23 protein-coding genes are annotated in these 25,250 nt (G+C 45.9%); 9 read left to right on the top strand and 14 right to left on the bottom strand.

All coding sequences use genetic code 11. From position 1 onward, the window contains the following. The first annotated feature begins 253 nt into the window (after nt 1–253). Nucleotides 254–640 (top strand): hypothetical protein, encoded by a 387-nt coding sequence (locus tag MKY63_RS08970; RefSeq protein ID WP_339812536.1) that lies wholly within the window; start codon nt 254–256, stop codon nt 638–640. A 107-nt stretch (nt 641–747) separates the two neighbouring features. Here MKY63_RS08970 and MKY63_RS08975 read toward each other — a convergent pair whose 3' ends face one another. The 3 genes from MKY63_RS08975 to MKY63_RS08985 form a co-directional block, all read right to left on the bottom strand. Then, nucleotides 748–1,764, bottom strand: coding sequence for an AI-2E family transporter (locus MKY63_RS08975; RefSeq protein ID WP_076101160.1), 1,017 nt, complete (start codon nt 1,762–1,764; stop codon nt 748–750). 140 nt (nt 1,765–1,904) lie between these two features. After that, nucleotides 1,905–3,089: a polysaccharide deacetylase family protein gene (locus MKY63_RS08980; RefSeq protein ID WP_248549159.1), complete on the bottom strand. Its 1,185-nt coding sequence runs from the start codon at nt 3,087–3,089 to the stop codon at nt 1,905–1,907. Between the two features lie 210 nt (nt 3,090–3,299). Continuing rightward, the gene (locus MKY63_RS08985) at nt 3,300–3,857 is read right to left on the bottom strand and encodes a transcriptional regulator (RefSeq protein ID WP_076101159.1); all 558 of its coding nucleotides are present in this window, start codon (nt 3,855–3,857) and stop codon (nt 3,300–3,302) included. A 219-nt stretch (nt 3,858–4,076) separates the two neighbouring features. Here MKY63_RS08985 and MKY63_RS08990 point away from each other — a divergent pair, with 219 nt between their 5' ends. From MKY63_RS08990 to MKY63_RS09015, 6 genes are read left to right on the top strand one after another with little or no spacing between them, the layout of a single operon-like run. Then, on the top strand, nt 4,077–4,958 hold the full coding sequence (locus tag MKY63_RS08990; RefSeq protein WP_076186172.1) for a sugar ABC transporter permease: 882 nt from the start codon (nt 4,077–4,079) through the stop codon (nt 4,956–4,958). A gap of 25 nt (nt 4,959–4,983) precedes the next feature. Continuing rightward, entirely contained in the window at nt 4,984–5,829 is an 846-nt protein-coding gene (locus tag MKY63_RS08995; RefSeq protein ID WP_076186174.1) for a carbohydrate ABC transporter permease, read from the top strand. Between the two features lie 35 nt (nt 5,830–5,864). After that, nucleotides 5,865–7,211: an ABC transporter substrate-binding protein gene (locus tag MKY63_RS09000; RefSeq protein WP_339189173.1), complete on the top strand. Its 1,347-nt coding sequence runs from the start codon at nt 5,865–5,867 to the stop codon at nt 7,209–7,211. Between the two features lie 15 nt (nt 7,212–7,226). Next, nucleotides 7,227–8,015, top strand: coding sequence for an HAD family hydrolase (locus tag MKY63_RS09005; RefSeq protein ID WP_339189171.1), 789 nt, complete (start codon nt 7,227–7,229; stop codon nt 8,013–8,015). Next, a complete protein-coding gene (locus MKY63_RS09010) occupies nt 8,012–8,353 on the top strand; it encodes a multidrug efflux SMR transporter (protein WP_248549163.1) in 342 nt (113 codons plus the stop codon). The genes MKY63_RS09005 and MKY63_RS09010 overlap by 4 nt, the downstream gene beginning before the upstream one ends. Before the next feature lie 51 nt (nt 8,354–8,404). Next, nucleotides 8,405–9,274, top strand: coding sequence for a metallophosphoesterase (locus MKY63_RS09015; protein WP_339812540.1), 870 nt, complete (start codon nt 8,405–8,407; stop codon nt 9,272–9,274). A gap of 93 nt (nt 9,275–9,367) precedes the next feature. Here the strand turns inward: MKY63_RS09015 and MKY63_RS09020 are convergent, their stop codons facing one another. From MKY63_RS09020 to MKY63_RS09055, 8 genes are all read right to left on the bottom strand, one after another. Next, nucleotides 9,368–9,817, bottom strand: coding sequence for a hypothetical protein (locus MKY63_RS09020; protein ID WP_076134772.1), 450 nt, complete (start codon nt 9,815–9,817; stop codon nt 9,368–9,370). A 33-nt stretch (nt 9,818–9,850) separates the two neighbouring features. Continuing rightward, complete coding sequence (locus MKY63_RS09025; RefSeq protein WP_280753353.1) at nt 9,851–10,768, bottom strand: ATP-binding cassette domain-containing protein; 918 nt, start codon at nt 10,766–10,768, stop codon at nt 9,851–9,853. Beyond that, nucleotides 10,761–11,780 (bottom strand): ABC transporter ATP-binding protein, encoded by a 1,020-nt coding sequence (locus MKY63_RS09030; protein ID WP_339812544.1) that lies wholly within the window; start codon nt 11,778–11,780, stop codon nt 10,761–10,763. Before MKY63_RS09030 ends, MKY63_RS09025 begins: the two co-directional genes overlap by 8 nt. A 15-nt stretch (nt 11,781–11,795) precedes the next feature. Next, nucleotides 11,796–12,641, bottom strand: a complete 846-nt coding sequence (locus MKY63_RS09035) for an ABC transporter permease (RefSeq protein ID WP_036687295.1) — start codon at nt 12,639–12,641, stop codon at nt 11,796–11,798. Between the two features lie 4 nt (nt 12,642–12,645). After that, nucleotides 12,646–13,596 (bottom strand): ABC transporter permease, encoded by a 951-nt coding sequence (locus tag MKY63_RS09040; RefSeq protein WP_036687292.1) that lies wholly within the window; start codon nt 13,594–13,596, stop codon nt 12,646–12,648. A 69-nt stretch (nt 13,597–13,665) separates the two neighbouring features. Beyond that, a complete protein-coding gene (locus MKY63_RS09045) occupies nt 13,666–15,282 on the bottom strand; it encodes an ABC transporter substrate-binding protein (RefSeq protein ID WP_076127005.1) in 1,617 nt (538 codons plus the stop codon). An 83-nt stretch (nt 15,283–15,365) separates the two neighbouring features. After that, entirely contained in the window at nt 15,366–15,449 is an 84-nt protein-coding gene (locus MKY63_RS09050; RefSeq protein ID WP_081384372.1) for a hypothetical protein, read from the bottom strand. A 46-nt stretch (nt 15,450–15,495) separates the two neighbouring features. After that, entirely contained in the window at nt 15,496–15,687 is a 192-nt protein-coding gene (locus MKY63_RS09055; RefSeq protein WP_339812548.1) for a hypothetical protein, read from the bottom strand. A 228-nt stretch (nt 15,688–15,915) separates the two neighbouring features. On the opposite strand from MKY63_RS09055, the gene MKY63_RS09060 reads away from it, so the two are divergent. Next, on the top strand, nt 15,916–17,493 hold the full coding sequence (locus tag MKY63_RS09060; RefSeq protein WP_339812551.1) for a glycosyltransferase: 1,578 nt from the start codon (nt 15,916–15,918) through the stop codon (nt 17,491–17,493). A 57-nt stretch (nt 17,494–17,550) separates the two neighbouring features. Here the strand turns inward: MKY63_RS09060 and clpB are convergent, their stop codons facing one another. The 3 genes from clpB to MKY63_RS09075 form a co-directional block, all read right to left on the bottom strand. Continuing rightward, nucleotides 17,551–20,205, bottom strand: a complete 2,655-nt coding sequence (clpB, locus tag MKY63_RS09065; RefSeq protein WP_339281562.1) for an ATP-dependent chaperone ClpB — start codon at nt 20,203–20,205, stop codon at nt 17,551–17,553. A gap of 1,277 nt (nt 20,206–21,482) precedes the next feature. Continuing rightward, on the bottom strand, nt 21,483–22,481 hold the full coding sequence (locus MKY63_RS09070) for a DnaJ C-terminal domain-containing protein (protein ID WP_339812555.1): 999 nt from the start codon (nt 22,479–22,481) through the stop codon (nt 21,483–21,485). 175 nt (nt 22,482–22,656) lie between these two features. Continuing rightward, nucleotides 22,657–23,130, bottom strand: a complete 474-nt coding sequence (locus MKY63_RS09075; RefSeq protein WP_036687276.1) for an Hsp20/alpha crystallin family protein — start codon at nt 23,128–23,130, stop codon at nt 22,657–22,659. Between the two features lie 409 nt (nt 23,131–23,539). Between MKY63_RS09075 and MKY63_RS09080 the strand changes: the two genes are divergently transcribed. Then, the gene (locus MKY63_RS09080; protein ID WP_280753358.1) at nt 23,540–25,186 is read left to right on the top strand and encodes an SWIM zinc finger family protein; all 1,647 of its coding nucleotides are present in this window, start codon (nt 23,540–23,542) and stop codon (nt 25,184–25,186) included. The last annotated feature ends 64 nt before the right edge of the window (nt 25,187–25,250 follow it).

Genomic DNA, 25,250 nt, shown 5'->3' on the forward strand with positions numbered 1-25,250 from the left:
TCCGAACACTCCCCATTTGTTTGATTGTGATTCAATGCATAAATATGCAATGAAGCTCATCTGGAAAGTATACCTGCGGTGTATTATCGCTATATCATAGCCGTGTTAAATCTTTAGGTTATTTTTAATATTGCTTAAGCTTCAGTTCAGCTTCGCGGGTTACAATATAACTAGTTAGAACCCATTTTAAACGATACTTTAGACGGATGCTTAAGCAAGATAAGTTATTGCAGAACAAGAAAAGAGGACTCTAATGGATATAAAAAGAGTGATCATAGTCGGAACGGTAGTTGTAGTGATGTCTTTCGGAAATGCTTGGACTAGTCTTACCGCTAATGCAAGTTCGCCTGTTAAATGGTCCACCGCAGAGGTCGCGGATCAAGACGAATTATTGGAGGTACTTAACCAACCAACGGACGAGGATCTATACGAGGCCATATATGACGGTAAGTCACTTCAAGATATTGCATCAGAACAAGGCCAAGATATTGAAGCTGTAATCGATCTACAGGTTGCCCAGCTAACGGATCAATTGGATTCACGGTTAGCCGTTGGAAGCATAACAACCGAGCAGTATGCGGCATATAAAGCGGAGCTGAGGGACATCGTTTCAGATAGTGTCCATACTTCCTTCGGTTAAGGGAATACATACAGCGACGCTGTAACATACACACAAAAAAACCGGCTAAATGGATCTTCCATTTAGCCGGTTTTTGTATATTTAACACTTATTTTATAACAGAATCCCTAAGTTCCTATCTTGTTCTCTCTGTTAATCTCCAGAATATCAAGGAAGAATACAAAGATCGGAATCCCCAGAATCAGACCCCATACCCCGAGATAATGCTCAGAGAATAACAACACGATAAACGTATAGAACATAGGCAAATTCATTTTGGATGACATCAGTTTAGGATTTAGGAAGTAGCCTTCTACAAAATGCAGTACGGCAATCATTGCCAGTACGTATATCGTCATGACTAGGCCACCAATATTGTAACCAATAATACAAAGTGGGATTAGCGAGATAACAAAACCTACTACCGGAATTAAACTGAGCAAGAAGATCATAATGGATAATGCGAAAAGGTAAGGAAAACCTAAAATCCAGAGTCCGATCACCGTAAAGCATGTATTAAACAACGCGATCAGAATTTGTGCTTCGATCACTTTTCCGAAAGAGGAGATAAATTTTCTGCCAAAATACTCAAGCTCTACATAGAACCAAGAGATTTTGCTCTCTTTAAGGCGGGAAGTGAAACTAACGATCCTGTTCTTCTCAAGTATAAATACAAAGCTCAAAATGGTTGATAAAACAAAGCTGGTGCCCCAATTGCTTATTTTCAAGACATATTCAATACCGTCTTTCATGTACGACTGATAGTTCAAATCCTTAAGCTGGGCGAATATATACTGCACTATATCATTCTGCGGGATGTTCTCAGGGGTCAAATTGGTCAAAAAATTCGTTAACTGTTTAATCTGTATAAAAACCTTAGGCAGATAATTAACGAGGGTTATGACAACTACAGCGATTAAGGCAAGGTATAGAATAACAATAATCACTTTGCTGTTAACTGCTACATATTTGTTAATGCGCTTCGTGAGCAGCACTTGAAAGCTATTCATTACATACGCAATCAAAAACGTCAACAGTACCAAATTAAGCATATCTCTAATGCTGAATAGCAGCAGAGCAACCAATCCTAAAATCAAAAAACGCCGGACCGTTAAATTTGCGTAATAACGCTTAAACAATTCCATCAGTTCTCTCCATTCGCCTACCAATTAGTACTCTGTTTATAGTCTACAGTAAGGAATTCACTTATAGCAACTAGTGATTCGCCTAAAATGACGAATTTACTCACTTTTTGTAATCTCATCATCAATAAAAGTGACACTTTTTATGCTCCTGCATCCATATGAGTCAATTCAACGATTCGGCGTTTCGGATCATATTTCATATCTATATGCAGATCTTTGCATAATTGATGAAATGGAACCATCAAGGTTCCCTTCCTCATTTCAGGAGAATTCCTTACCATATTCACCTTTTGGTTGTTCAAGGTCAATTCCATAGGCAAATCGATATGCTTCATCTGATCAAGCGTCAACGCAGCGGTAAGTGTCTCACTTCCCCCGTTAATTCGTGCGGCATTCCGATCCGCTCTGGTGTTAATCCCATCCTCAATTTTGAAGGTCAGTGAAATCCCCAGCGAATCACAAACAGCCAGCAATCTGTCATTGTAGGACCCATAAGGAAAAGCAATCGCCGAATCCGTATTGCCCAATTCTTCCTTCAGCCTTTGCTCCGCCTTAGCCAGATCACGTGTAACTCTGCTGTAGTATTCGACATTCATCTCATTCCTGTTCTCATCATCAACATATAACAAGGCACTTGCAGCTGGCCGCTGCCCGCCCTCGGCATCGACAATCCCATAATGGTGCAAATCATAGGTATGACTATAAAATCCCATCCCAGCATGCTTCATTTCCCGCATTTGCTCCCAAGTGAGCTTCGGTACGCTATTCGGATCTGGGTGATCTATTGTAGATACGATAACAAAATTGACGGCTGTATATCCGTATTTTTGCAAAACGGGGAACGCCAATTTATAGAAACTCTCATATCCATCATCAAAGGTCAGCAGCACTGCATTGTCCGGAACTGCGCCGTTATTCAGCATAAATTCACGGTATTCCGCCATGGTGATCACATGAAAACCTTCCTGCTTCAGCAGATTCATTTGATCATCAAACCGATCAACCGATAACACCCAAGGAAACTGTGGCATGGGCTTCTCAGAAAGATGATGATACATCAGCACAGCCACCTGATCTCTGTAGTAAATACCTTTTGGAAGAGGTCCGGATTTCTGCCAGCCGATTTGTGTATTTAGTGCCTGTTCAGCTACCGCCTTCGGGATCATAAGATCATCAGGCGAGGCTGGATTGGCAGCTATCGTCTTTATCATTTGACCATTTACGTTAATAGTTATTGTTGAAGGTTCACGTTGTGTATTCAAAATAGCAGCAAGGCTCAGCAGTAGAACTATGACAACAAGCAGCATATATTTTTTTGTTTTCAATCTCAGAATCTCCTTAACAACATTTCTTGTCCCTATGTAACTATATATTTTATGGAAGTTCCACCTGCTATTGGTTACATTTTCTTCTTATTTTTGTTTCTTTATCATAAAAAAGAGGGCGAACCTCAAGCCTGAACCGGCTTAAGGAACACCCCGCAAAAATGGAGATCTATATACAATTATGTACATCTATATGTGATTGTAGACGGTCTAGGACCTTCTCTTATCTGCGAAGTAATTCTCTTCCCCAAGCTCGTCCACGAACTGCTGCAGCCAATGATAATATTGAACGGCATGCTCCAGCTTCTCCAGATCCTTCAGGCAGAATTGCCGCTCCTCCTCAGACGTATCCACGGCTTGAACCAATCCCTCCAGCTCAGGAATGACAACGTCTAAAGCGTGCTTCATGACATCAATCTCCCGCTGCAGCTTCATCCCAAAAAAGTTCTTAAAGGTCTGAAAGAAATCTGTTTCCACTGCATACAGATCCTTTCGGTCCCGCTTCTCCTCCAGCTTAGTGACCATCTTGGAGGCCATCAAAGAACGGACTCCATAGCTCATATTACTCTTGCTCATATTCATCACATTCTTCATCTCTTCAAGCGTCATCGGACGGTCTTCAAAGAACATAATTCCATACAGCTGCCCGAATGAATAATTCGCACCATATAGGTCCATCGTCTGAGCAATCGCATCGATCATCGGACGCAGCAGCTGCTCGCGTGGAGATAAGTCTTTATTCTCTTCACCAAAGGCTACCTGTTTCATAGCTGCACCTTCATTCCACTTAGAATCTACCCTTCTATTTTACACAAAATAGCAACTACCTGCGCTAATCTCTTAATTTTTTACATAATCTCGCATCGATCTTTACGTCCACTTGACCACGCAGCCGCTCGATGAGTGTACAATTTTTTTTGAACGGAAGAGCTTTCCTCAGAATTATACCGCAAAAAACAGAAGATGGAATGGGGTATCGACAGAATAATGAAACGTTCGAGATTTATAGGGGAGTTGAAACCGGTGCTCTTCACCTTGCCGGCAATGATTCCATTCGTTGTATTTTGGCTAGCGCCATTACTTTATGTATTTTATCTCAGCTTTACCGAATGGGACTTCATGAGCCCTGAGAAAACCTTTGTCGGACTAACCAACTATCTGGATCTTTTCAGCAATCCTGCCTTCTATAAAGCACTTAGAGTGACTCTGTTATTCTGTGCCGGAAGTGTGCTGCCCGTTATTCTGATCGGACTTGGACTAGCACTCCTGATGAACGGGAAGCTGAAAGGCTCCACCCTATATCAGGTATTGCTGTTCTCCCCTTGGGTCACGCCGACCGTGGCTGTATCCATTGTCTGGTCCTGGATCTATGAACCCGAAATCGGCCTTGCCAATACTGTACTTGACCTCTTAGGTCTAGAAAAAATCGGCTGGCTTCAAGACCCTAAATGGGCGCTGCTTGGCGTTCTGCTCGTGACAATATGGAAATCGGTAGGCTGGGCGATGATTTTTTATTTGGTGGCACTACGCAATGTCCCTACAGATCTGCTGGAAGCAGCTCAACTGGATGGAGCAAATGCTGTTCAAAAATTCAGCCGTATTACTTTACCGCTAATCTCGCCAACGACACTGTTTCTGTTCATCGTACAGATCATCGGGGCGTTACAGGCTTACGACCAGATTAACGTACTTACACAAGGTGGACCCTCAGGATCAACACGCACCTTGCTCTATATGTATTATCAGTCTGCCTTTGAAGCCTTTCAGATTGGAGAAGCCTCTAGTGTCGCAATAATTCTGGTATTTATATGTATGCTGCTCTCCGTAATCTCACTAGAGGTTAGTAAACGGACAACCCATTATCAATAACAACTGCTGTAAAGGAGAACGACTGATGAATGCAACGATCGTACGCGCGGGCAAGCTGACCCGCCATCTATTTTTTACAGCTATTGCACTGATCATGGCCTTCCCCTTCTATTGGATGGTCACCAGCGCCTTAAAAACCAATGATGAAATCTGGCAGTCTCCGCCCACAATCTGGCCTAAGGATCCGCTGTGGAGTAATTTTTCAGCCGCCTGGCACGAAGCCCCTTTCTTCAGATATATGGGCAATAGCATATTTGTCGCTGTGTCGATTGTTATTTTGCAGGTCATAAATTCCGGGATGATGGCCTATGCGCTTACGCATATGAAATTCCGCTTCAAAGGGCTGTTCTCAGGCGTTATTCTTTTCGGCTATATGGTTCCAGCCACCGCTGTTTATCTTCCCGGATATTTGGTATTGTCCCAGCTCCATCTACTGGATTCATATGCCGGATTAATTCTATCCAACTGTGTAAGTGTCTTCTCCATCTTTCTAATTCGCCAAGCCTTCCTTCAGGTTCCCCATGAGCTGGTGGAGGCTGGAGAAGTGGACGGTTCCTCACATATGCGGATTCTGTGGACCATTCTTGTCCCCATTACACGTTCTTCCTTTGCTGTGCTAGCCCTGATCACCTTCATTGATCAGTACAATAACTATTTCTGGCCGATGCTGATCACCAAAGACCCTAATCTCCAGCTAGTCTCGGCGGGTCTGCGTAGTTTCTTTACTCAAGGAGGTGCTTACGGATTAAAATGGCCGCTGATCATGGCCGCTAGCGCATTCACCATCGCCCCGTTGCTGCTAGTATTTCTACTAGCTCAGAAAACGATCATGCAAAGTGTCAATATGACCGCTGGTTCCAGCAAAGGATAAGCTAACAATTCTATTTTAATAAGAGGAGAATGATGATGAACGTATTGAAGAGACTGTCCACCCTGTCTTTGGTTGCCGGATTTACAATGTTAACAGCTTGCGGAGGAAATGCGAATACAGGCAATGTTACAGCGGCGAATGGAGCTTCTTCCTCCCCCTCCACAGAGGCTGCACCCACACAAAATGCACCGGTAACAATTGAATTCTGGTATGGTCTCGGCGGCAAGCTTGGTGAGAATATGGAGGCACTGATTCAGAAATTTAATACCTCTCAGCAAGAGGTCATTGTCAAAGGTATCGCGCAGGCAGACTACACGGAAACCGAACAGAAGCTGCAAGCAGCTATCGCTACAGGGAAAGTGCCTGCGGCTGCTCTCTCCTCCAATGTAGATTGGGCCCGTAAAGGATATTTCGCTCCGATAGACGAGCTTATGGCACTGCAGCCAGATTTCAATAAAGAGGATTTTGTCCAAACCTTTCTAAATCAGGGCCAGGTTGATGGTAAGCAATACTTCCTGCCGATGTATGGAACAACGCAGGTCATGTACTATCGCAAAGATGTTTTTGAGAAGAATGGAATTGATGCGAGCACACTAAAGACTTGGGAAGATCTGGCTGCCGCAGCTGCGAAAATGACAGTGAAGGACGGCGGCAAAACCACCCTTTATGGTTGGGAGCCTATGTGGGGTTCAGGGAACATGATTGATGCCGTACTCAGCAAAGGAGGCACTATCCTTAGTGAGGATGGAAAACAAGTTATGGTCGACTCTAAAGAGTGGATTGAAACCTGGGATTTGTTCCGCAAGTGGATTCACGAGGATAAGATCATGCGGATTCATTCCGGCGGTCAAGGCTGGGAGTATTGGTACAAGACGATTGACGATGTAATGAAGGGTCAAGCCGCAGGCTACACCGGCTCCAGCGGCGATCAGGGCGACTTGGACTTCAGCATTGTTTCGGCTATGGAGCAGCCAGGCTGGGCTGGGATCGGTGAGGGCAAACCCGTAGCCCAAGCACTTATGGCCGGCATTCTATCCAAAGCCAGCGACAGTGAAAAGGAAGCAGCTATGAAATGGCTAACCTACTTCACAAATGCTGAGAATACTGCGTCCTGGTCCATTAATACGGGATATATTTCGGTGCGCCAATCCGCATTGCAAGACCCGGCATTTGTGTCATTCAGCGAAAGTAATCCACAGATTAGGGTCCCATTGATGCAAGCTTCTCATGGTTCTGCACCTTTCCAAGACCCAACTGGCGGCAAAATTAACGATGCGTTGACAATCGCCGCAGATAAGGTGCAAATTGAGAATATCCCAGCAGCACAAGCACTTAAGGAAGCACAAGAAACGGCACAAGCAGCGCTTGATAAATTAAAATAAAGGGCGGTGGACTTCATGTCTGAGCTCATCACTCCGCAAGGCAGATACGCTGTAGCAGCTATTCTATTCGATAAGGATGGTACGCTGCTCCAATTCGTATCCCTCTGGGGCAGCTGGGGCGAATGTTTTTTAGAGAGATTCACGAAGTATATGAAGCAAAGAGGGCTACAGATTGCAGAAGAGCAGCTCCCTGCATTAATGGGAACTATACACAATGCCCAAGGAAGCATTACCGATTATGATCGGAACGGCCCCCTGGCTATGGGGACTATGAGTGACCTCTATGCCATCCTGTCATGGCAGGGTTATCTGCAAGGTTTATCTTGGGCGGAGTCCATGGAGCTTGTCCATCAATGCCGTCTCGAAGCGGATGTTAGGTTAGAAGAGAAACGCCCCGTTCACTCCCTTCCGGGACTTCATCGTTTTCTTGATGAGTGTGTGAGTGCAGGCATTCCTCTCGCCGTGGTGACCGCAGATGAAACAGAGGCCGCAGACAAACATCTCCAATGGCTTGGCATACGGCATTATTTCTCCGAGGTAATTGGAACAGATCTTGTGGATCAGGGTAAACCTTTCCCCGACATGGTGCAGCTTGCCTGCGAAAGGTTGGCCGTTGAACCCGCGCACACAGCAGTTATCGGTGATACTAACGGGGATATGCGAATGGCTAAAGCAGCGGGTGTACAGGTAGCTATCGGCCTAGCAGAAAGCGACGGTACTAGTGCTTCAACACATATTCTCCCGGATGCAGATCTCATTGTACAATCTTACGCTGAGCTCAGAATTGAGGTTACTTCCCTGTGAGAATAGAAGGAATATGGGCATGGATGTTTCTGGCGCTGGCTATTGTGTTCGAACTCTCAGGGACCCTCTCAATGAAAATATCTCAAGGGTTCACCCAGCTCTGGCCTTCCGTGCTTATGTTCCTGTTCTATGGAGCCAGCTTCACCTCCCTGAATTATGCTCTCACCTCTATTAAGGTAGGCGTAGCTTATGCGATATGGTCAGGAGCGGGAATCATCCTGATTTCCTTCATAGGAACTCTGTTCTTTGAAGAAAAGCTAACCCTATCCTCACTACTTTGGATCGCCGTCATCATTGTCGGGATCATAGGACTGAATATTAGCGGCAAGACGCATTAGCGAACAGCAACAGTATTGGATAGGTTCATAGATGAAGGAGGATGCCCAAACATGAGTAAGAACACATCACCTGAAGATAAACCAGTTATCACCTTTCAGATCATTACGGATACCCATGTCACTGCTGACCGCAATCATGAGTACAATCTTAACTTCGAGCTGGCTCTCCGTGATATAGCAGCGCATGGGGAAGGCAGCAGCGGGATTATGCATATCGGTGATGTCACAGACCACGGCTTCCCTGCTGAATACGAAGAAATGCTTCGTATCCTCAAACAATACAAAACCGACCTGCCCGGGATTACCTTTACCTTAGGCAATCATGATGTGGGCCTCGGAAATTGGGAATCACGTTTAGGAATGTATACGTCACAGACCGGAATGTCCGGACCCTATCATGATCACTGGATCAATGGCTATCATTTTATTTTTCTAGGGACAGAACAAGGATTGCCCAAATTCTGTGATCTTTCTTCTGAACAGCTTGATTGGCTGGAGCATAAGCTTGGAGAACAAGCTTCACCAGATCAGCCTATCTTTCTCTTCCTGCATCAACCGCTTAAAGACACTGTAGCCGGATCGCTGGAATCGCAGGATTGGTATGGTGTCACACAAGATAAGGAATTAAAAGAAATTCTGTCGAGATACCCTCAGACCTTGTTATTCACTGGACATACCCATTGGGAGCTGGAGGTAGACAACACTATGTTCCCTGGCGATGGAGAGATCGCAACGATGTTTAATGCTGCTTCTGTCGCCTATCTTTGGACTAATGAAGATAAACATAAAGAGGGCAGCCAAGGCTTCTATGTAGAAGTGTATAGCGATAAAGTGCTTGTCCGGGGCAGAGATTTTAAGACAGGAAGCTGGATTGAAGCTGCACACTATGAGGTAGTTTACCCAGCGGTAAGCGTATATTAAAGATAAGCATTTAAGCGAGAAATATAACAAAAAAACGATTGTGCACAGGGAGTCCTTCCCCGCAACAATCGTTTTTTACTGTAGCTATTCAGCTTAACGTCCAATCGGTGCAATCCGGTAGACAGCTGTATCTCCAACCGCCGCCTTCGTATCGCTCTCGATCTGCCAACCGAAGGATAACACAGAGGCCAAACGTTCCTTCTCGGCCAAGGTTAAAGCCACCTCAGCGGCTTCCTTACCTTCCTCAAGCTCCAGAGCCGCTTCTTTGCCCAGAGCTACCCATATCCAGCTGCGAATCCCACGAATCGTGTTGTATTTGATCTGATAGCCTGTCTTCACCGCTTGCCCGAACAACTCCGGCTGCTCTGACTGCAACGTAGTCAGCTGCTTATAATCAAATTGGTATTCGCTCTCGTCAACGGGCAAATCGCCCTCTGCCACTTTACGAAGAATATCCTCATCAGACCACCCCAAGGAGCGGAGTGATTCCACCAATAACGCATCCCACTGGGATAACTTTACCCGGTTTAAGTTCTCTGACATTCTGATCCCTCCCAATCTATATATAGAGTCTAATCATACCGTAAAATCATAAGCAACATAATGGCCCGGACTTACTTCCTGTAGTGTAGAAGTCTCAGCTCTGCCGTACTCTTGCGAGTATCCGTCTAAAATAATTCTCTGATTGGCCCGCCGGGGATCCGTCTCCAAGATGGAAGACAGCAGCGCCTTTGTATAAGGATGAATAGGATTCTCGTACAGCTCATCACTTTCGGCTACCTCTACTAGACGACCGCCATACATCACGCCGATCCGGTCAGAAATATGCCGTACCATCGACAGATCATGTGCGACAAAGAGATAGGTCAAGCCGAATTCGGACTGCAAATCCTCCAGCATGTTCACTACCTGAGCCTGGACAGACACGTCCAGCGCTGAGATCGGTTCATCACACACGACAAACTCAGGTCTTACGGACAATGCTCTGGCAATCGAAATCCGCTGGCGTTGGCCACCGCTGAATTCATGCGGAAAGCGGTAGAGATGTTCTCTTTTTAAACCTACCTTTTCCAGCAATGCCGCAACAGCTTCTTTGCGTTCTTCACCTTCGTGGATGCCGTGGATTTTCATAGGCTCACTGATCAGATCAAGCACACTTAAGCTTGGATTAAGTGATGAATAGGGATCTTGGAAGATCGACTGAATGCGTCTGCGAAAAGGTTTTAGCTGCTTCTCTCCAAGCTTGCTCAGCGGCTGCCCGTCAAAAGACACTTCACCGTCTGTGTAGTCATATAAGCGCAGCAAGCAGCGTCCAACCGTGGACTTGCCGCTTCCCGACTCTCCAACCAGCCCAAAGGTCTCTCCCTGTCGTATCTGAAAGCTTACGCCATCTACTGCCTTAAGCACCGATGTATCGCGTCCCCACATATCCTTGCCTTTGGAGAAATGTTTTTTGAGATTATTTACGTCTACTAGAATCTTATTGTCACTCAACCGAACCGCTCCCTTCAACGCCAGCTACGGCTGGAGTCTCCTGCACACCATCTGCTAACCAGCACATCGAACGGTGACCGGGCGATAATTCGATTACCGGAGGACGTTCACTGCAACGGGCAAAAGCATTAGGGCAACGTTCCATAAACGGACAGCCAGAAGGAGGATTCAACAAATCCGGAGGTGTGCCTTCGATTGGAATTAGACGTTCACGCGATTTGCCGTCACGTTTCGGAATCGAGCGAAGCAGACCTTTCGTGTAAGGATGCTGTGGGCGATAAAAAATATCCTCCACCGTACCTTCCTCCATCACTAGTCCACCATACATTACGATAACCCGTGTACATACCTGAGCCACCACACCCAAATCATGGGTGATCAGCGCTATAGCTGTACTGGTATTATTTTTTAGCTCTTTAAAAAGATCAAGAATTTGGGCCTGTATTGTTACATCAAGCGCAGTTGTCGGCTCATCCGCAATCAATAGCTCTGGCTCGCAGGAAAGAGCCATAGCGATCATGACCCGCTGCCGCATCCCGCCGCTGAATTCATGCGGATACTGCTGCAGCCGCTGCTCAGGATTATTAATGCCCACCTGCCGCAGGATACTTGCTGCCTCTTTAAACGCTGCTTCCTTATTTAAGCCGCGATGCCGCCGGATGACCTCCGTAAGCTGCTGGCCGATTTTTTTCACAGGATTAAGAGAAGTCATGGGGTCCTGAAACACCATCGCTATGCGGTTACCGCGCAGTTTTCTCCACTCTTTTTCCGAAAGGTTAGATAAATTGTCACCACGAAAATTAATATTTCCAGCGATAATTTTACCCGGAGGTGTAATCAACGACATAATCGCCTTCGCAGTTACACTTTTCCCGCTTCCGGATTCACCAACAATCCCTACCGTTTCTCCAGCATCTATATGAAAGCTAACGCCACGAACTGCCTGATTCTCTCCATCCCGAGTTTGGAAGGAAACCTTCAAATTCTCAACAGACAATAGCCGTTCCGTCATGATGTCTTCACACTCCTATCTTCGGATCAGCTTCGGTTCAAAGCCAACCCGCAAAATATCGCCCAGAACATTAAAGCTCAGAACCGTTAATAGTATCAATAACCCCGGGAACAATGCCAAATAAGGTGCCTGAGCGATATATCCCTGCGCATTGTTAAGCATACTGCCCCAAGTGGCATTCGGAGGTTGTACCCCGAACCCAAGGAAGCTTAGGGACGACTCCATCATAATCGCGGAAGCGATATTATTCGTCGCACCTACAATCACAACAGGTACTAGCCCCGGAAGAATATGACGCCAAATAATTCCGAAGTTGCTCTGGCCGGAAGCTTTTGCATACAGTACATATTCCCGTTCTTTAATCGTCATCGTCTCCGCACGAATCACACGGGCAATGTTCATCCACATTAATAGAGCAATGATTAAAATGATGTTTCCTACACTCGGCTTCAAAAATACGCTGAGCAGCAGCAGCACAAGGAAAGATGGAATGGACATCACTACATCAAGCATCCGCATCAATAGATTATCAATCCATCCGCCAAAATATCCACTGATTACGCCCACCGTCACACCTATACCCGTGGCAATGATCATTGAAGCAAAACCAACTAGCAAAGATACCCGGCCACCATACAAAGCTCGGGCAAAATAATCCCGGCCGTAATCATCCGTACCAAACCAATGATCCGCCCCGGGTGCTTTCAAACGTGCCAAAACATCCATTGCATTCGGATCATGTCCGGATAAAAAAGCAAATATAGAGCCTAGTGTGAAGACGATTAAAGTAATGAGGGCTGCGACACCCAATTTATTCGTAAATAGCTCATCTCCAACACTTTTCCATTTACTGCGATTCATGAGGTCACCTCGTTAATTTAATTCGTGGGTCCACGAAGCTATATAGAATATCCGCGACCAGATTGCCGATGATCAGCATTAAAGAAGAGAACAAAGTTATTCCCATAATTACGGGATAATCCATCCCTTTAACCGCAGTCATCCCTAAAGAGCCAATACCCGGCCATGAAAATACCGTCTCCGTTACAATTGCACCCGCCACCAGATCACCCATCGACATTCCGAGCAATGTAATTACTGGCAACAGTACATGCTTAAGCACGTGACGGAACAGAATCGTTGTCTTGCTGGATCCAAAAGCATATTGAATCTGCACATATTCTTCTTTTAGCTGTCCAATCGTACTAGAGCGGATGTATCGTACGTAACCGGCCAGAAATCCAAACGCCAATACGGCGCAAGGCAAAATACCATGCTTCAATACATCAACCGCTGATTCCACACCAATGGTTCGCATCCCCATAATAGGCAGCAGGTGCAGCTTAATTGCGAATAAGTACATAAGTAAGATGGCCAGCCAAAATAAAGGCACTGAAATTCCGATATAGGATAAAAAATTAATTAGTTTATCCACCCAGCGGTTCCGGTTAGCTCCAGCAAGCAGACCCATCGGGATCGCCAACAGAACGGCTAAGCCGATTGCACTGCCCATCAAACCTGCTGTTGCAGGTAAACGTTCTAGAATTTGCTCCAATACAGGCTGATGATTCACAAGGGAATAACCGAAATTGCCCTGCAGTACTTCTTTGATCCATATAAAATATTGAATGTAGGCTGGCTTATCCAGCCCAAGGTTATGCCGGATGCGCTCAATATCATCCGCGTGCATATTCGGCGTAACGAAGGATAGTACCGGATCCCCCGGAGCCAGCTTAATCATCGCAAAGCACACAACCGAGACAAAAAACAGCATCGGCAGGGTTTGCAGTAATCTTCGGACGATAAGTTGTCTCATACGTATATTCTCCCAGTTCTATATCGGTAAAAAAATAAGCTGGATTGACCAGCTTATTTTTTCCCGTTCTTATTTAAGGTAGATTTTCGATAAATCTTCAAAAATAACGACAGGCTTCAAGACTGCTTCTTCTAGACCGCCGTAGTTCTTGGAGACAGCTACAATAGTCTTAGTATTAGCAATTGGATAAATCGGTGCATCATCAGCAATGATCTCTTGGATCTTCTTATAGATCTCACCACGTTTAGTTACATCTGCTTCTCCTGCACCATCATTGAACAACTTATCGACTTCAGCATTATTATAATGCGAGTAGTTAGAGTCTGCAGTAGAAGTATACAAAATTCTGTAAGCATCAGGATCGTAACCCATAATATAACCTGCAATCGCAAGTTCAAAATCTGTTGAATTCATATCACTGAATTTCTGGCCATATGCCGAGGCATCCATATTTTGCAGTTCAACTTCAGCGCCAATGGCCTTTAGCTTTTGCTGCACGTATAGTGAAATGGCTTCCTGAGCTTTATTACCGCTCGATACAATCAATCTCAATTTCAGATCGCTAACCCCTGCCGATTGCAGAAGCTCTTTGGCTTTTTCTACATCATTATCAAAAGAAGGTACGTCATTAGTATAGAACAATGCATCCGGAGTCAAAAAGGACTTCGCCGGGTCTGCATACTCGTTAGAAGTATAAGCAGCCTGAATGATTTCATCACGATTTAGGGCTAGAGACAAGGCTTGACGAACTTCTTTTTTAGCAAGAGCACCTCTATCACTGTTTGCATTGAACAACAGGTAGGACAATCGGCCTTCACTATAAGGCAGGATTTCGAAATTGTTCGAAGCCTCAATCGTTCCAACATCCTGTGGATCTAGATACTTAATGTTGATCTCACCATTCTGAAGTGCGAGATTCGCAGCATTCGTATCTTTAGCAATCCGGTACGTTATAGAATCAAGATGTGGTTTGCCGCCAAAGTAGTTATCAAATCTCTCGAGCGTAACATATTCGCCTGCTTTGTATTCTTTAAATTTAAATGGGCCAGATCCAACCGGAGCAGCATTCTTGGTGCTTTTCTCTAGATCCGTCTCATTCTCAAAAATATGCTTTGGAATCGGAAATACTTGCACTAGTGTAGCTTCAAAAGCTGGGCTGACCTGCGGAAGCTTGAACTCTACAGTCAGATCATCCACCTTAACTGCCTTAACGGGTTTATCACCGATGAATAAGTTCGCTCTCAGCATGCTGTTTTGCTTCTCATCGAGGATGCTATCAATCGTGAACACGACATCGTCAGCTGTAAGCTTTTCTCCGTCATGCCAAGTTAGTCCACTTTTCAGTTTCAATGTATAAGTCAGGTTATCTTCGGAAAGTGTCAGACTGTCTGCCAAGTAGAAGGTCTTCTCTCCGTTATTCACTTGGAACAATGGCGCATAGAGCGCTTGGTCAATCGTCAGACTGACACGATCACCTGCATAGTTCGGATTTAGAATGACAGGATCTGCAGCGACCCCAATAATTAAGTTGCCGCCATCTTTTGGTTCAGTGCTTGCTGTCGATCCTTCAGTAGCCGTAGGCGTCTGATTTGTATTTGTGGAAGCGGCGTTATTTCCCCCGGAGCACGCGCTAATCAAAAATGTTAACAAAACCAAAGTAATAACTCCAGATAATCCTCTACGCATAAGTTTCTCCCCCGTGTCTATATTGTCTTTGTTTGTTTTTTATATTGTATATCGGGATACTAGGAATTACAATGGATAGCATTTCACATTAATGTAATATTGAGGGAACTGATAACTTCGACCTTTTTCATGACATCCCCACGCCTTAAAGTATCCACATGGTCCATACCTGAAATGACTCTTCCGAATACAGTATGCCAAGGGTCGCAATAATCAAACTCTGTTCAGCCACCAATATAAGCTTCCGTCTTCGCTGTCTCTTCCGGTGCAATAAATTTCCTCAACATCCTCATCCAGCAGAGGTCGGTATTCACCCTTTCCATCATCCCAGAACACATCCGCACGAGGATTCATGGCCAGTAACAGATTGATTAACTGCTGAACTTTTAGTGGTGATTTATCCATAGTCTCATTCCTGCGCTCATCTGGCTGGCATTCTTATCTAATTATCCGGTAATTGTACAGCAGATCCATCAAAATTAATATATCTAAAAAGTTCAATTTATCCAACTCTCATTTCTCATTTACTATAAGAACTTTGCGAAATAAGGATTATTACTATCTCACTGTAAATATATTGAGAACATACCTATACCTCTCGGAAGAAAGGGAGAGTCCCCCAAGGAGGCCGCAATGAATAAGACACGCGTATTAATCGGCAGCCCGATCCATCAAAAGCCCAATGTATTACGGGAATTTCTGAATTCCCTGCTGCGCTTGAATATCGAGAAAATCGAACTGGATTTCCATCTGATTGATGACAATGATGATGAGGAATCCAGCCGGCTGCTCCAGGAATTTAAAAGCAAGGGCGAGCATATTTTTATTCAAAGCTCCGGCTTTAACGATGCGTACATTCGCAATGATACGACTCACTATTGGAATTCTGATTTAGTCTGGAAAGTCGCCAACTTCAAAAACCTCATGATTAACCGAGCGCAAACCCTGAACTATGACTACCTGTTCCTGATCGACTCTGACCTCATCCTCCACCCAGATACGCTAAGACATCTAATAGGGACGAACAAAGATATTATTTCAGAGGTATTTTGGACACAGTGGCAGCCAGATACCATGTTTCAGCCACAGGTCTGGATGCATGACGAATACAATCAGTGGGAGATACTTCCCGGCGAAAAACTGCAACCCGAGGAGATCAACCGCAGATTTCATGAATTCATAGCCAAACTCCGCAATCCTGGAATCTATGAAGTGGGGGGTCTAGGCGCTTGTACATTGATTAGCCAGCATGCGATAAAAGCCGGGGTGAGCTACAATCAGATCCGGAACATTTCATACTGGGGCGAGGATCGCCATTTTTGCATTCGTGCCGCGGCCCTTGGCATTCCGCTATTTGTTGACACCCATTATCCTGCCCTTCATTTGTACAGAGATAGTGATTTGAACAAGGTTGAAGATTTCATCAGAGAAACAACAGGGGTAAAAGCTGAATCGGCACCCACACCCATCGAGGAAAATTCCAATGAGGCTGCAGCTGCTCCTATAACCAAAAAGCGTCCCAAGCTAACCCTTACCATGGTTGTAAAAAATGAAAGCGGGCGCTTCCTGCGACAGGTTCTGGAGGAACACCGCAAATATATCGATGAGGCTGTCATTATTGATGACGGCAGCACCGACAATACAGCAGCTGTCTGTCTGGAAGCACTTGACGGCATTCCCGTTCATCTCGTGCATAATACCGAATCCAAGTTCAGCAATGAAATTGAGCTGCGAAAACAGCAGTGGGAGGAAGTCCTAAAGACAAATCCCGAGTGGATTCTGAGTCTGGACGCGGATGAGATCTTTGAAGCCAGCTTTGCGGAAAATATAGATACCTTGCTGTATGCAGATGGGGTCGATCTGTTCTGCTTCCGCCTTTACGATTTATGGAACGCGAACCATTACAGGGAGGATACCTACTGGCGCTCTCATCTGAACTACCGCCCTTTTTTGCTTCGCTATAAAGAAGACTTCAACTATGTATGGAATGAATCCCCACAGCACTGTGGGCGGTTCCCGGAAAATATTTTCGAGCTGTCTCATCAGCTAAGCAATCTGCGGCTCAAGCATCTCGGTTGGTCCAAAGCCGAGTTCCGGCTGGAAAAATATCTGCGTTATATGCTCCTCGACCCCGACGGCAAATACGGCTGGAAAGAGCAGTATATGTCCATCTTGGATGAACAGCCTCATCTAATCCCTTGGGTGGAGTGAGGCTTACAATAAAAAGGGCGTTCACAAAACCGTTAGGGTTTTATGGACGCCTTTTTTTTATTCAGAACTCAATTCAGAACTCTGTGGCCCATCGACTTCTGGCTTCAGAATGGTTACTGTCAGCCCGTTGCCGGATTCATCCACCTGAATAACTGATCCCTCTGCGGCTTCACCAGCAATAATCGCACGCGCCACACGTGTCTCCAAGCTTCGCTGGATAAATCTTTTCAACGGTCTTGCCCCATACACAGGATCAAAACCTTCCTTAGCGATAAAACGCACCGCCGATTCAGTTAATGCCAGCCCGATCTCCCGTTCTGCCAGACGTAGACGCAATCCATCCACCAGTTTGTCCACAATTTTCTCGATCTCACCCAGTGTCAGCGGCTTGAACATTACAATGTCATCCACCCGGTTCAGGAACTCTGGACGGAAATGACCACTCAGTTCCTTCATCACTCTATCCTTTGCAGCTTCCGTGAGCTGACCGTTTTCATCGGTGCCTTGAATCAGATAAGGTGAACCGATATTGGAAGTCATAATGATGATTGTATTCTTGAAGTCAACCATTCGGCCTTGTGAATCAGTCAGCCGTCCATCATCAAGCAGCTGCAACAGAATGTTAAACACATCGGGATGCGCCTTCTCCACTTCATCGAGCAGCACTACAGTATAAGGCTGACGCCGCACAGCTTCCGTGAGCTGCCCGCCTTCCTCATATCCAACATATCCTGGAGGTGCGCCGACGAGACGGGAGACACTATGCTTTTCCATATACTCCGACATATCTATACGGATCATGCCATCTTCGCGGTCAAAAAGAGATACCGCAAGCGACTTAGCGAGCTCAGTCTTCCCTACCCCCGTCGGGCCAAGGAACAGGAATGAACCAATCGGGCGATTCGGATCTTTGATTCCCGCTCTTGCCCGAAGCACGGCATCGGCCACCAAGCTGACAGCTTCGTCTTGGCCCACTACCCGTTCATGCAGCGTATCCTCCAGACGCAGCAGCTTATCCCGCTCGCCTTCTACCAGTCGGCTAACTGGAACGCCGGTCCAGCGGGAGACAATATCTGCGATTTCCTCTTCAGTAACAGCCTCACGTAGCAATCTTGTATCCTGGTCTTGCTGTGCCGCTTCTTCCGCTGTTTTCAGCTGACGCTCCAGATCAGGAATAATGCCGTAGCTCAGTTCGGCTGACTTATTAAGATCATATTCCTCCTGTGCATCGACCAGATCCTTACGTGCTTGCTCCAGCCGTTTTTTGAGGTCGCGAATCCCTTGGATGGCCGACTTCTCTTTCTCCCAGCGCGCCGTCATTCCTAGCTGCTTCTCCTTCAGGTCAGCGAGCTCGCGCTGCAATATTTCGAGACGGCGTTTGCTGGCGTCATCGGTTTCTTTTTTAAGCGCTGCTTCTTCAATCTCCATCTGCATCAGGCGGCGGGTCACTTCATCCATCTCACCCGGCATGGAGTCTATCTCTGTGCGGATCATGGCGCAAGCCTCGTCCACTAGGTCAATCGCCTTATCCGGTAAAAATCGATCCGTAATATAACGATTGGACAATACCCCTGCGGCTACTAGGGCGCTGTCATGGATTTTGACCCCGTGGTGGACTTCAAACCGCTCCTTCAGACCACGCAAAATGGAGATCGTATCCTCTACATCGGGTTCGCTCACGAGCACCTGTTGGAAACGGCGCTCCAGCGCAGGGTCCTTCTCTATATATTTGCGATATTCATTGAGCGTTGTGGCACCGATACAGTGCAGCTCACCCCGGGCCAACATCGGCTTCAGCATATTGCCCGCATCCATCGAGCCTTCGGTTTTACCTGCGCCCACAATCGTATGCAGCTCATCAATAAAAAGAATAATGCGGCCGTTACTTTCGCGAACCTCCCTCAATACCGCCTGCAGGCGTTCTTCGAATTCACCACGGAACTTGGCGCCTGCCACAAGTGAACTCATATCCAGTGAAAAAATCGTCTTATCCTTCAGCCCCTCTGGCACGTCTTTGCGCACGATCCGGTGGGCCAAGCCTTCCACAATGGCTGTTTTCCCTACACCTGGTTCACCGATCAGCACAGGGTTATTTTTCGTTTTACGGGACAAAATCCGGATTACCCGGCGGATCTCGCCATCACGACCAATGACTGGATCAATCTTGCCCGCGCGAACCTCTGCTACAAGATCACGGCCGTATTTCTCCAGCACCTCATAAGTAGCTTCTGGCTCCCGGCTGGTTACCCGCTGATGTCCACGAATCTCAGCAAGCACCGACATCAGCTTCTCACGGGTCAGCCCACGGCGGACAAAAAGATCCCTTAGCTCACGATTCTCCCCGCTCGAATCCGACACCATGGCCAGCACCGCATGCTCCACAGAAACAAACTCATCCTGCATCTTCGCCGCTTCCTTCTCCGCCTGCTCCAGCAGATGGATCAGCGATTGCGAGGCGTAACGCCGTACCGTGCTTGCTCCTGACCCGCTGATGCTCGGCTTGCGTTGAAGCAGTTCATCTGTGCTGCGCATCAGCTCAGCCACAGGGATATTCATCTTTTGCAGCAATCTTGGCAGCAAACCTTCTTGCTGCTGGAGCAACGCTTTTAACAGATGGAGATTATCGATCTCCTGATGACCGCTGTCTGATGCCAGCGACTGCGCCGCAGCTACTGCTTCCTGCAGCTTTTGAGTTAATTTATTGAAATCCATAGCTCTCTCACCTTTCTATTTAAGAGTGATTATATTAAATCGGCCTTTTTGGCCGGGGATAGGTTAATTTAGCGGGATTTATCCCGCTTATTTCGAGTAACTAGCTGGTTTGCACTCAATCAGCGGGATTTTTACCGCTCTTTTCGAGTAACTAGCTGATTTGCGCTCAATCTACGGGATTTTTACCGCTCTTTTCGAGTAACTAGCCGTTTTGTGCTCAATCTACGGGATTTATACCGCTCTTTTCGAGTAACTAGCTGGTTTGCTCTCATTCTCCGGGATTTTTACCGTTCTTTTCGAGTAACTAGCCGATTTGCTCTCATTCTGCGGGATTTTTACCGTTCTTTTCGAGTAACTAAACGCTTTGTGCTCATTCTGCGGGATTTATACCGTTCTTTTCGAGTAACTAGCTGGTTTGCTCTCATTCTGCGGGATTTTTGCCGTTCTTTTCGAGTAACTAAACGCTTTGTGCTCATTCTGCGGGATTTTTACCGCTCTTTTCGAGTAACTAGCTGGTTTGTGCTCAATCTACGGGATTTTTGCCGCTCTTTTCGAGTAACTGGCTGGTTTGCTCTCATTCTACGGGATTTTTACCGTTCTTTTCGAGTAACTAGCCGATTTGCGCTCATTCTACGGGACTTTTACCGTTCTTTTCGAGTAACTGGCTGGTTTGTGCTCATTCTACGGGATTTTTACCGTTCTTTTCGAGTAACTAGCTGGTTTACGCTCGTTCTACGGGACTTTTACCGTTCTTTTCGAGTAACTAGCAGTTTTGCTCTCATTCTACGGGATTTTTACCGTTCTTTTCGAGTAACTGGCTGGTTTGCTCTCATTCTACGGGATCTTTACCGTTCTTTTCGCACATCGAGCCCCATTCGACGTACTCTAAGGCACTTTTGCCTCTCTTTTCGCCCAACGAGCCCCATTCGTCACATTCTAAAGGCACTTTTGACTTTCTTTTCGAACAACGAGCCTAATTCAGCGCTTTCTAAGGCACTTTTGCTTCTCTTTTCGCACATCGAGCCCCATTCGGCACTTTCTAAGGCACTTTTGCCTTTCTTTTCGACCAACGAGCCTCATCTAGCGCTTTCTAGTACACTTTTGACTCTCTTTTCCCACCATAGTACCGACTTTCACCGTTTGAGCGAAAAGTTCTTTTATAGTTAGTGGCTAAATAAGTTACTGTTCTGCAACTAGCATTCAATTCAGCCTTTCACCAATCAGAGTTGATCACAAACGGGTGAAATCACCTCACCTCTACCTCTTCTACCTATCTATTAATTACCCACTTTCGCCTTTTGCCGCTGGGTGCCAGTACTTTGACGTTTAGCTCTGGCTTCGAAAGGGCTGGAGTCTGCCAGCTTTCGGTACAGATTTTTCTCCGCTTCGCTGGTGGGTTCAGGGATAACAATCTCAATACCAAATAAAATATCGCCGTTCGCACCATTCTCACGTTTTAAGCCCTTGCCGGGGATACGTAGCGTTTTGCCGCTCTGAATTCCTGCTGGAATCTTCAATTTCACGGCGCCGCCCCCCGGTAATGGAACCTTCACTTCTCCGCCCAATACCGCTTGCCAAGGAGCGATTTCAACCATGCCATATAAGTCGCCATCGCGAATCTCATAAATATCATGAGGAAGAATATGAAGTGCCAGCAGCACGTCGCCACCCGGAGTGTTTCCCGCGATTTTAATAATTGTACCCTCATAGGATCTAGGCGGAATGTTCACATCCACCGTTTTGTCGCTGACCTGTACTCTTACAGTGGCGCCCTTATAAGCCTGCTCCAAGGTAATATCCAGCTGCGCCTGCATGCTACTGCGGGCCTCGCCCCACGGATTGCCATTCGCACGCCCCGTTCCACTTCCCGAGAAAAAATCAAAGCCAGCCCGATCCGCCGAGCCCCGATTTCCAAAAAACATCCCGAATAAATCTTCCTCCGAAATACCAGAACCTCCCGTTGAATAAGTCCCACCGTTCCAGCTTCCACTTCCACCAAAGTTTGAATCCCAAGAAGAGGCTCCACTCGCCGCCCCTCCACTAGCTCTGCCACGTTGAGCTCCATAAAGCAGCTCTTCATCATAGAGTTTTCGTTTATCCTCATTACCAAGCACTTCATAGGCTTCAGCTGCTTCTTTGAATTTCGCCTCTGCCTCAGGGGCTTTGTTAACATCGGGATGCCACTTCTTGGCAAGCTTCTGATAAGCCTTTTTAATTTCTTGTTTAGTAGCTTTTTTGCTCACGCCCAAAGCATCATAATAGCTTTTACTAGCCACTCGCGCTTCCTCCTTTCCATCCCTAATCTCATACCGACCACCATTGCACTCCGAGAAAAGACGCACCATAGCCGGAATCCTCCACTACAATGCGCCTTCTATTCATAACACTATATTAAAAGCTCGCTGCCATCTCTAAAAGGCTGAGCGGAAGTCCATTCCGCTTAATTTATGCTTATTCAGACTGCGAACCGGTAGAATTAGAATCTCCGTCTTGAATCTCGATGCGTTTACCTTGCATTTTTTGCCGTTTGGGAACTTCCAGCTTCAGCACTCCATCTTTCAAAGACGCGCGAATTTCTTCCTCGGCAATATCTTGAACATAGAATCTGCGCACATATTCACCATATCGGCGTTCTCTGCGTACAATCTGATGTTCATTGTTCTCCTCGGCATTTTCTTCCTTACGTACCGCTTTAATCGTCAAATAAGGACTGGCATAATCAATGTCGATTTCTTCTTTTTTCAAACCAGGAAGTTCAGCTTCAATCAGGTAAGCCTGCTCACTCTCACGAATATCTGTTCTGAAGGACATCGTGGAACTCTTAATCGGTGCAAAAAAATCATCATTAAAAACATCATTCAAAGACTTAGCCAGCATACCAAAAGCATCATCTCTACGTTTACCAAAAGGAACCATATCAAACATTATCCATTCTCCTCTCATTGACTTTGACTTTATTTGACCTATGACCTTATTATAGTCCCCTAACTGAGGAATAACAAAACCGATTTAAGCCGATTATCACTCAAATTTAGGCGAATTAACTGATTTCACACGAGAAAATTAGTTCTTTTTATTTATTTGACCAATTTTGACCTTTGTTTGATCTTTCGTAAATGACACCTATATAATCATGATCCAACTTGCAGTACGATTATTATATGTTCAGACCTTCCGTTCAATACAAGCCATTAGCTTCTAATCATCTTCACGCCAGCTTTTAAACAGAGTTTTCTTACGATCTATCAAAATTTAACGATTTAAAGATGAAGCCAGCAGAAGTGATATAATGAAAGACAACTAAAGACCATTTTCGTTACAGGAGACCAATTGTATGCAACCAACCTATCCTATGGATGATACGCAGTGGAGTAAGCTCATCCAAAATGTCGCCTATTATTTCGATGATCTTACCCTCAAGCGGGGGTTCCAATATTATAAACAAAATCGAGTGCAGCCGTTTACTATGACGGAGCCTCGTAAGATTAACGCTCTAGTTGAAGGTAGAGAGGATTACCGCGTCACCATTGATCTCGACGGCTTCACCAATTGTCATTGTAATTGTCCAGTATCAGGTCATTGCAAGCATATGGCTGCCGTGCTGTTGAATTATGCCGAACAACAAAATAGATCTGTACAGGTTTTGGCTAACGCTAAAGCTGCATCCTTTTTGCCTAAAATATCAAGTACAGCAACAAGTACTTCTATTGGAGCCGATGCAACTCGTCAGCAGCAAATGAAAGAGATGGCCAACCGCATCGCTAGCGGAAAAATAATGGAGTGGCGGGAGTATTTTGAATTCTGTATCTCCCCTCTAGCCCATACTACCCGAAATCCTGAATATGTGAGTCGGGCCTTGTCTGCAATTAATAAATTCAAACCAAAAATGCTTCCGGAAACGGAGAAGCTGTTCACTCTGCATGCTCATCTTTATCTGTTGGAAAAGCTCGCTAAGCCTTCCACGCAATCCGTCGGTCAGGCCGCTTACGCCCCTTCTCTTGGTTATTACACACAGGTAGCAGTCTCAGAGCTACAGGAAGTAATCACAGGTCTTTTAAAAAAGACACTTCCGCTGTCCCCCGAGCAAGAGCAGGATCTATGGCCATACGTCATCGATACTTTATCGTATCTGCGGCGCGAGATGTTGACGGAGTCGCGGGATCGCTCACGGGATCAACCCTCTTTTTCTCTTAGCTATGATCTGCTGTGGAGAAATTGGATTTATCCGAATACAGGTGGAACTAAGCTTTACCTGAATGAAATCGAACAGCTGCAGCAAGCAGAAGGTGAATTAGGCGCTTCCCTGTCACAACATGCTTGGCTGTTAGCTCAGAGCCGCATGTATTACTATCTGATGGATGACCAGAAGGCTTGGGACTTACTGAATAAGGCTGCCGAACGCCCGGGTCTCCATCCCGATGAGCTCATGAGCTTCACCTCTCCGCTGCTGGATGCAGGGGATTGGTCCCGGTTGGTGGGTTGGCTTGTTCAGATCGGTCCACTGCTGAGCAGCAGACTCTATAATCTCAATAGCTATTCAACCAGTTGGGAAGAAGCTGTTCGCCACCTGCCTGAAGCTGAGCTGCAAATGTGGGACACACTAGCCACCATGTTACCTATCTCTGGCGAAGTCTATGAAGAGAAGCTAATCACCTATGAGAAATGGCAGACCTGGATGGATTATCAGCTGTCCATCGGTAAACAGCCCTCCGAATTTCGTGTCAAAGACCTCCAACCGGTGGAAAAGAATGCACCTGAGGTTCTGCTGCCCTTTTACCATCAGGCCGCCGAAAGATTCGTGCTGGATAAGAACAGACATAGCTACAAAGCGGCTGTGAAATTATTGAAACGATTATCCAAGCTGTATAAAAAGCTGAAACAAGAAGAACGCTGGGAAGAGTTCCTCACTGCCTTCGCCATTAGGCATAGCAGGCTCCGTGCGCTGCAAGAGGAGCTTCGGAAAGGAAAGCTAATACCATGAACATGCATTTACGCACGCTAACCATCCGGCTTGCATTAAGCCAGTATGGCGATGCTTTAATATT

The sequence above is a fragment of the Paenibacillus sp. FSL R7-0189 genome (genome assembly GCF_037969925.1).
GTDB lineage: Bacteria > Bacillota > Bacilli > Paenibacillales > Paenibacillaceae > Paenibacillus_AQ > Paenibacillus_AQ odorifer.

Bases quoted from the DNA above. Each gene is read 5' to 3' on its own strand.
- MKY63_RS09035 (WP_036687295.1), bottom strand. From the start codon at position 12,641: ATGAATCGCAGTAAATGGAAAAGTGTTGGAGATGAGCTATTTACGAAT.
- MKY63_RS09050 (WP_081384372.1), bottom strand. From the start codon at position 15,449: ATGGACCATGTGGATACTTTAAGGCGTGGGGATGTCATGAAAAAGGTC.
- MKY63_RS09055 (WP_339812548.1), bottom strand. From the start codon at position 15,687: ATGGATAAATCACCACTAAAAGTTCAGCAGTTAATCAATCTGTTACTG.
- MKY63_RS09015 (WP_339812540.1), top strand. From the start codon at position 8,405: ATGAGTAAGAACACATCACCTGAAGATAAACCAGTTATCACCTTTCAG.
- MKY63_RS09000 (WP_339189173.1), top strand. From the start codon at position 5,865: ATGAACGTATTGAAGAGACTGTCCACCCTGTCTTTGGTTGCCGGATTT.
- MKY63_RS09030 (WP_339812544.1), bottom strand. From the start codon at position 11,780: ATGACGGAACGGCTATTGTCTGTTGAGAATTTGAAGGTTTCCTTCCAA.
- clpB (WP_339281562.1), bottom strand. From the start codon at position 20,205: ATGGATTTCAATAAATTAACTCAAAAGCTGCAGGAAGCAGTAGCTGCG.
- MKY63_RS08990 (WP_076186172.1), top strand. From the start codon at position 4,077: ATGAAACGTTCGAGATTTATAGGGGAGTTGAAACCGGTGCTCTTCACC.
- MKY63_RS08985 (WP_076101159.1), bottom strand. From the start codon at position 3,857: ATGAAACAGGTAGCCTTTGGTGAAGAGAATAAAGACTTATCTCCACGC.
- MKY63_RS09075 (WP_036687276.1), bottom strand. From the start codon at position 23,130: ATGTTTGATATGGTTCCTTTTGGTAAACGTAGAGATGATGCTTTTGGT.
- MKY63_RS08995 (WP_076186174.1), top strand. From the start codon at position 4,984: ATGAATGCAACGATCGTACGCGCGGGCAAGCTGACCCGCCATCTATTT.
- MKY63_RS09060 (WP_339812551.1), top strand. From the start codon at position 15,916: ATGAATAAGACACGCGTATTAATCGGCAGCCCGATCCATCAAAAGCCC.
- MKY63_RS09080 (WP_280753358.1), top strand. From the start codon at position 23,540: ATGCAACCAACCTATCCTATGGATGATACGCAGTGGAGTAAGCTCATC.
- MKY63_RS09020 (WP_076134772.1), bottom strand. From the start codon at position 9,817: ATGTCAGAGAACTTAAACCGGGTAAAGTTATCCCAGTGGGATGCGTTA.
- MKY63_RS09005 (WP_339189171.1), top strand. From the start codon at position 7,227: ATGTCTGAGCTCATCACTCCGCAAGGCAGATACGCTGTAGCAGCTATT.
- MKY63_RS08970 (WP_339812536.1), top strand. From the start codon at position 254: ATGGATATAAAAAGAGTGATCATAGTCGGAACGGTAGTTGTAGTGATG.
- MKY63_RS08975 (WP_076101160.1), bottom strand. From the start codon at position 1,764: ATGGAATTGTTTAAGCGTTATTACGCAAATTTAACGGTCCGGCGTTTT.
- MKY63_RS09040 (WP_036687292.1), bottom strand. From the start codon at position 13,596: ATGAGACAACTTATCGTCCGAAGATTACTGCAAACCCTGCCGATGCTG.
- MKY63_RS09045 (WP_076127005.1), bottom strand. From the start codon at position 15,282: ATGCGTAGAGGATTATCTGGAGTTATTACTTTGGTTTTGTTAACATTT.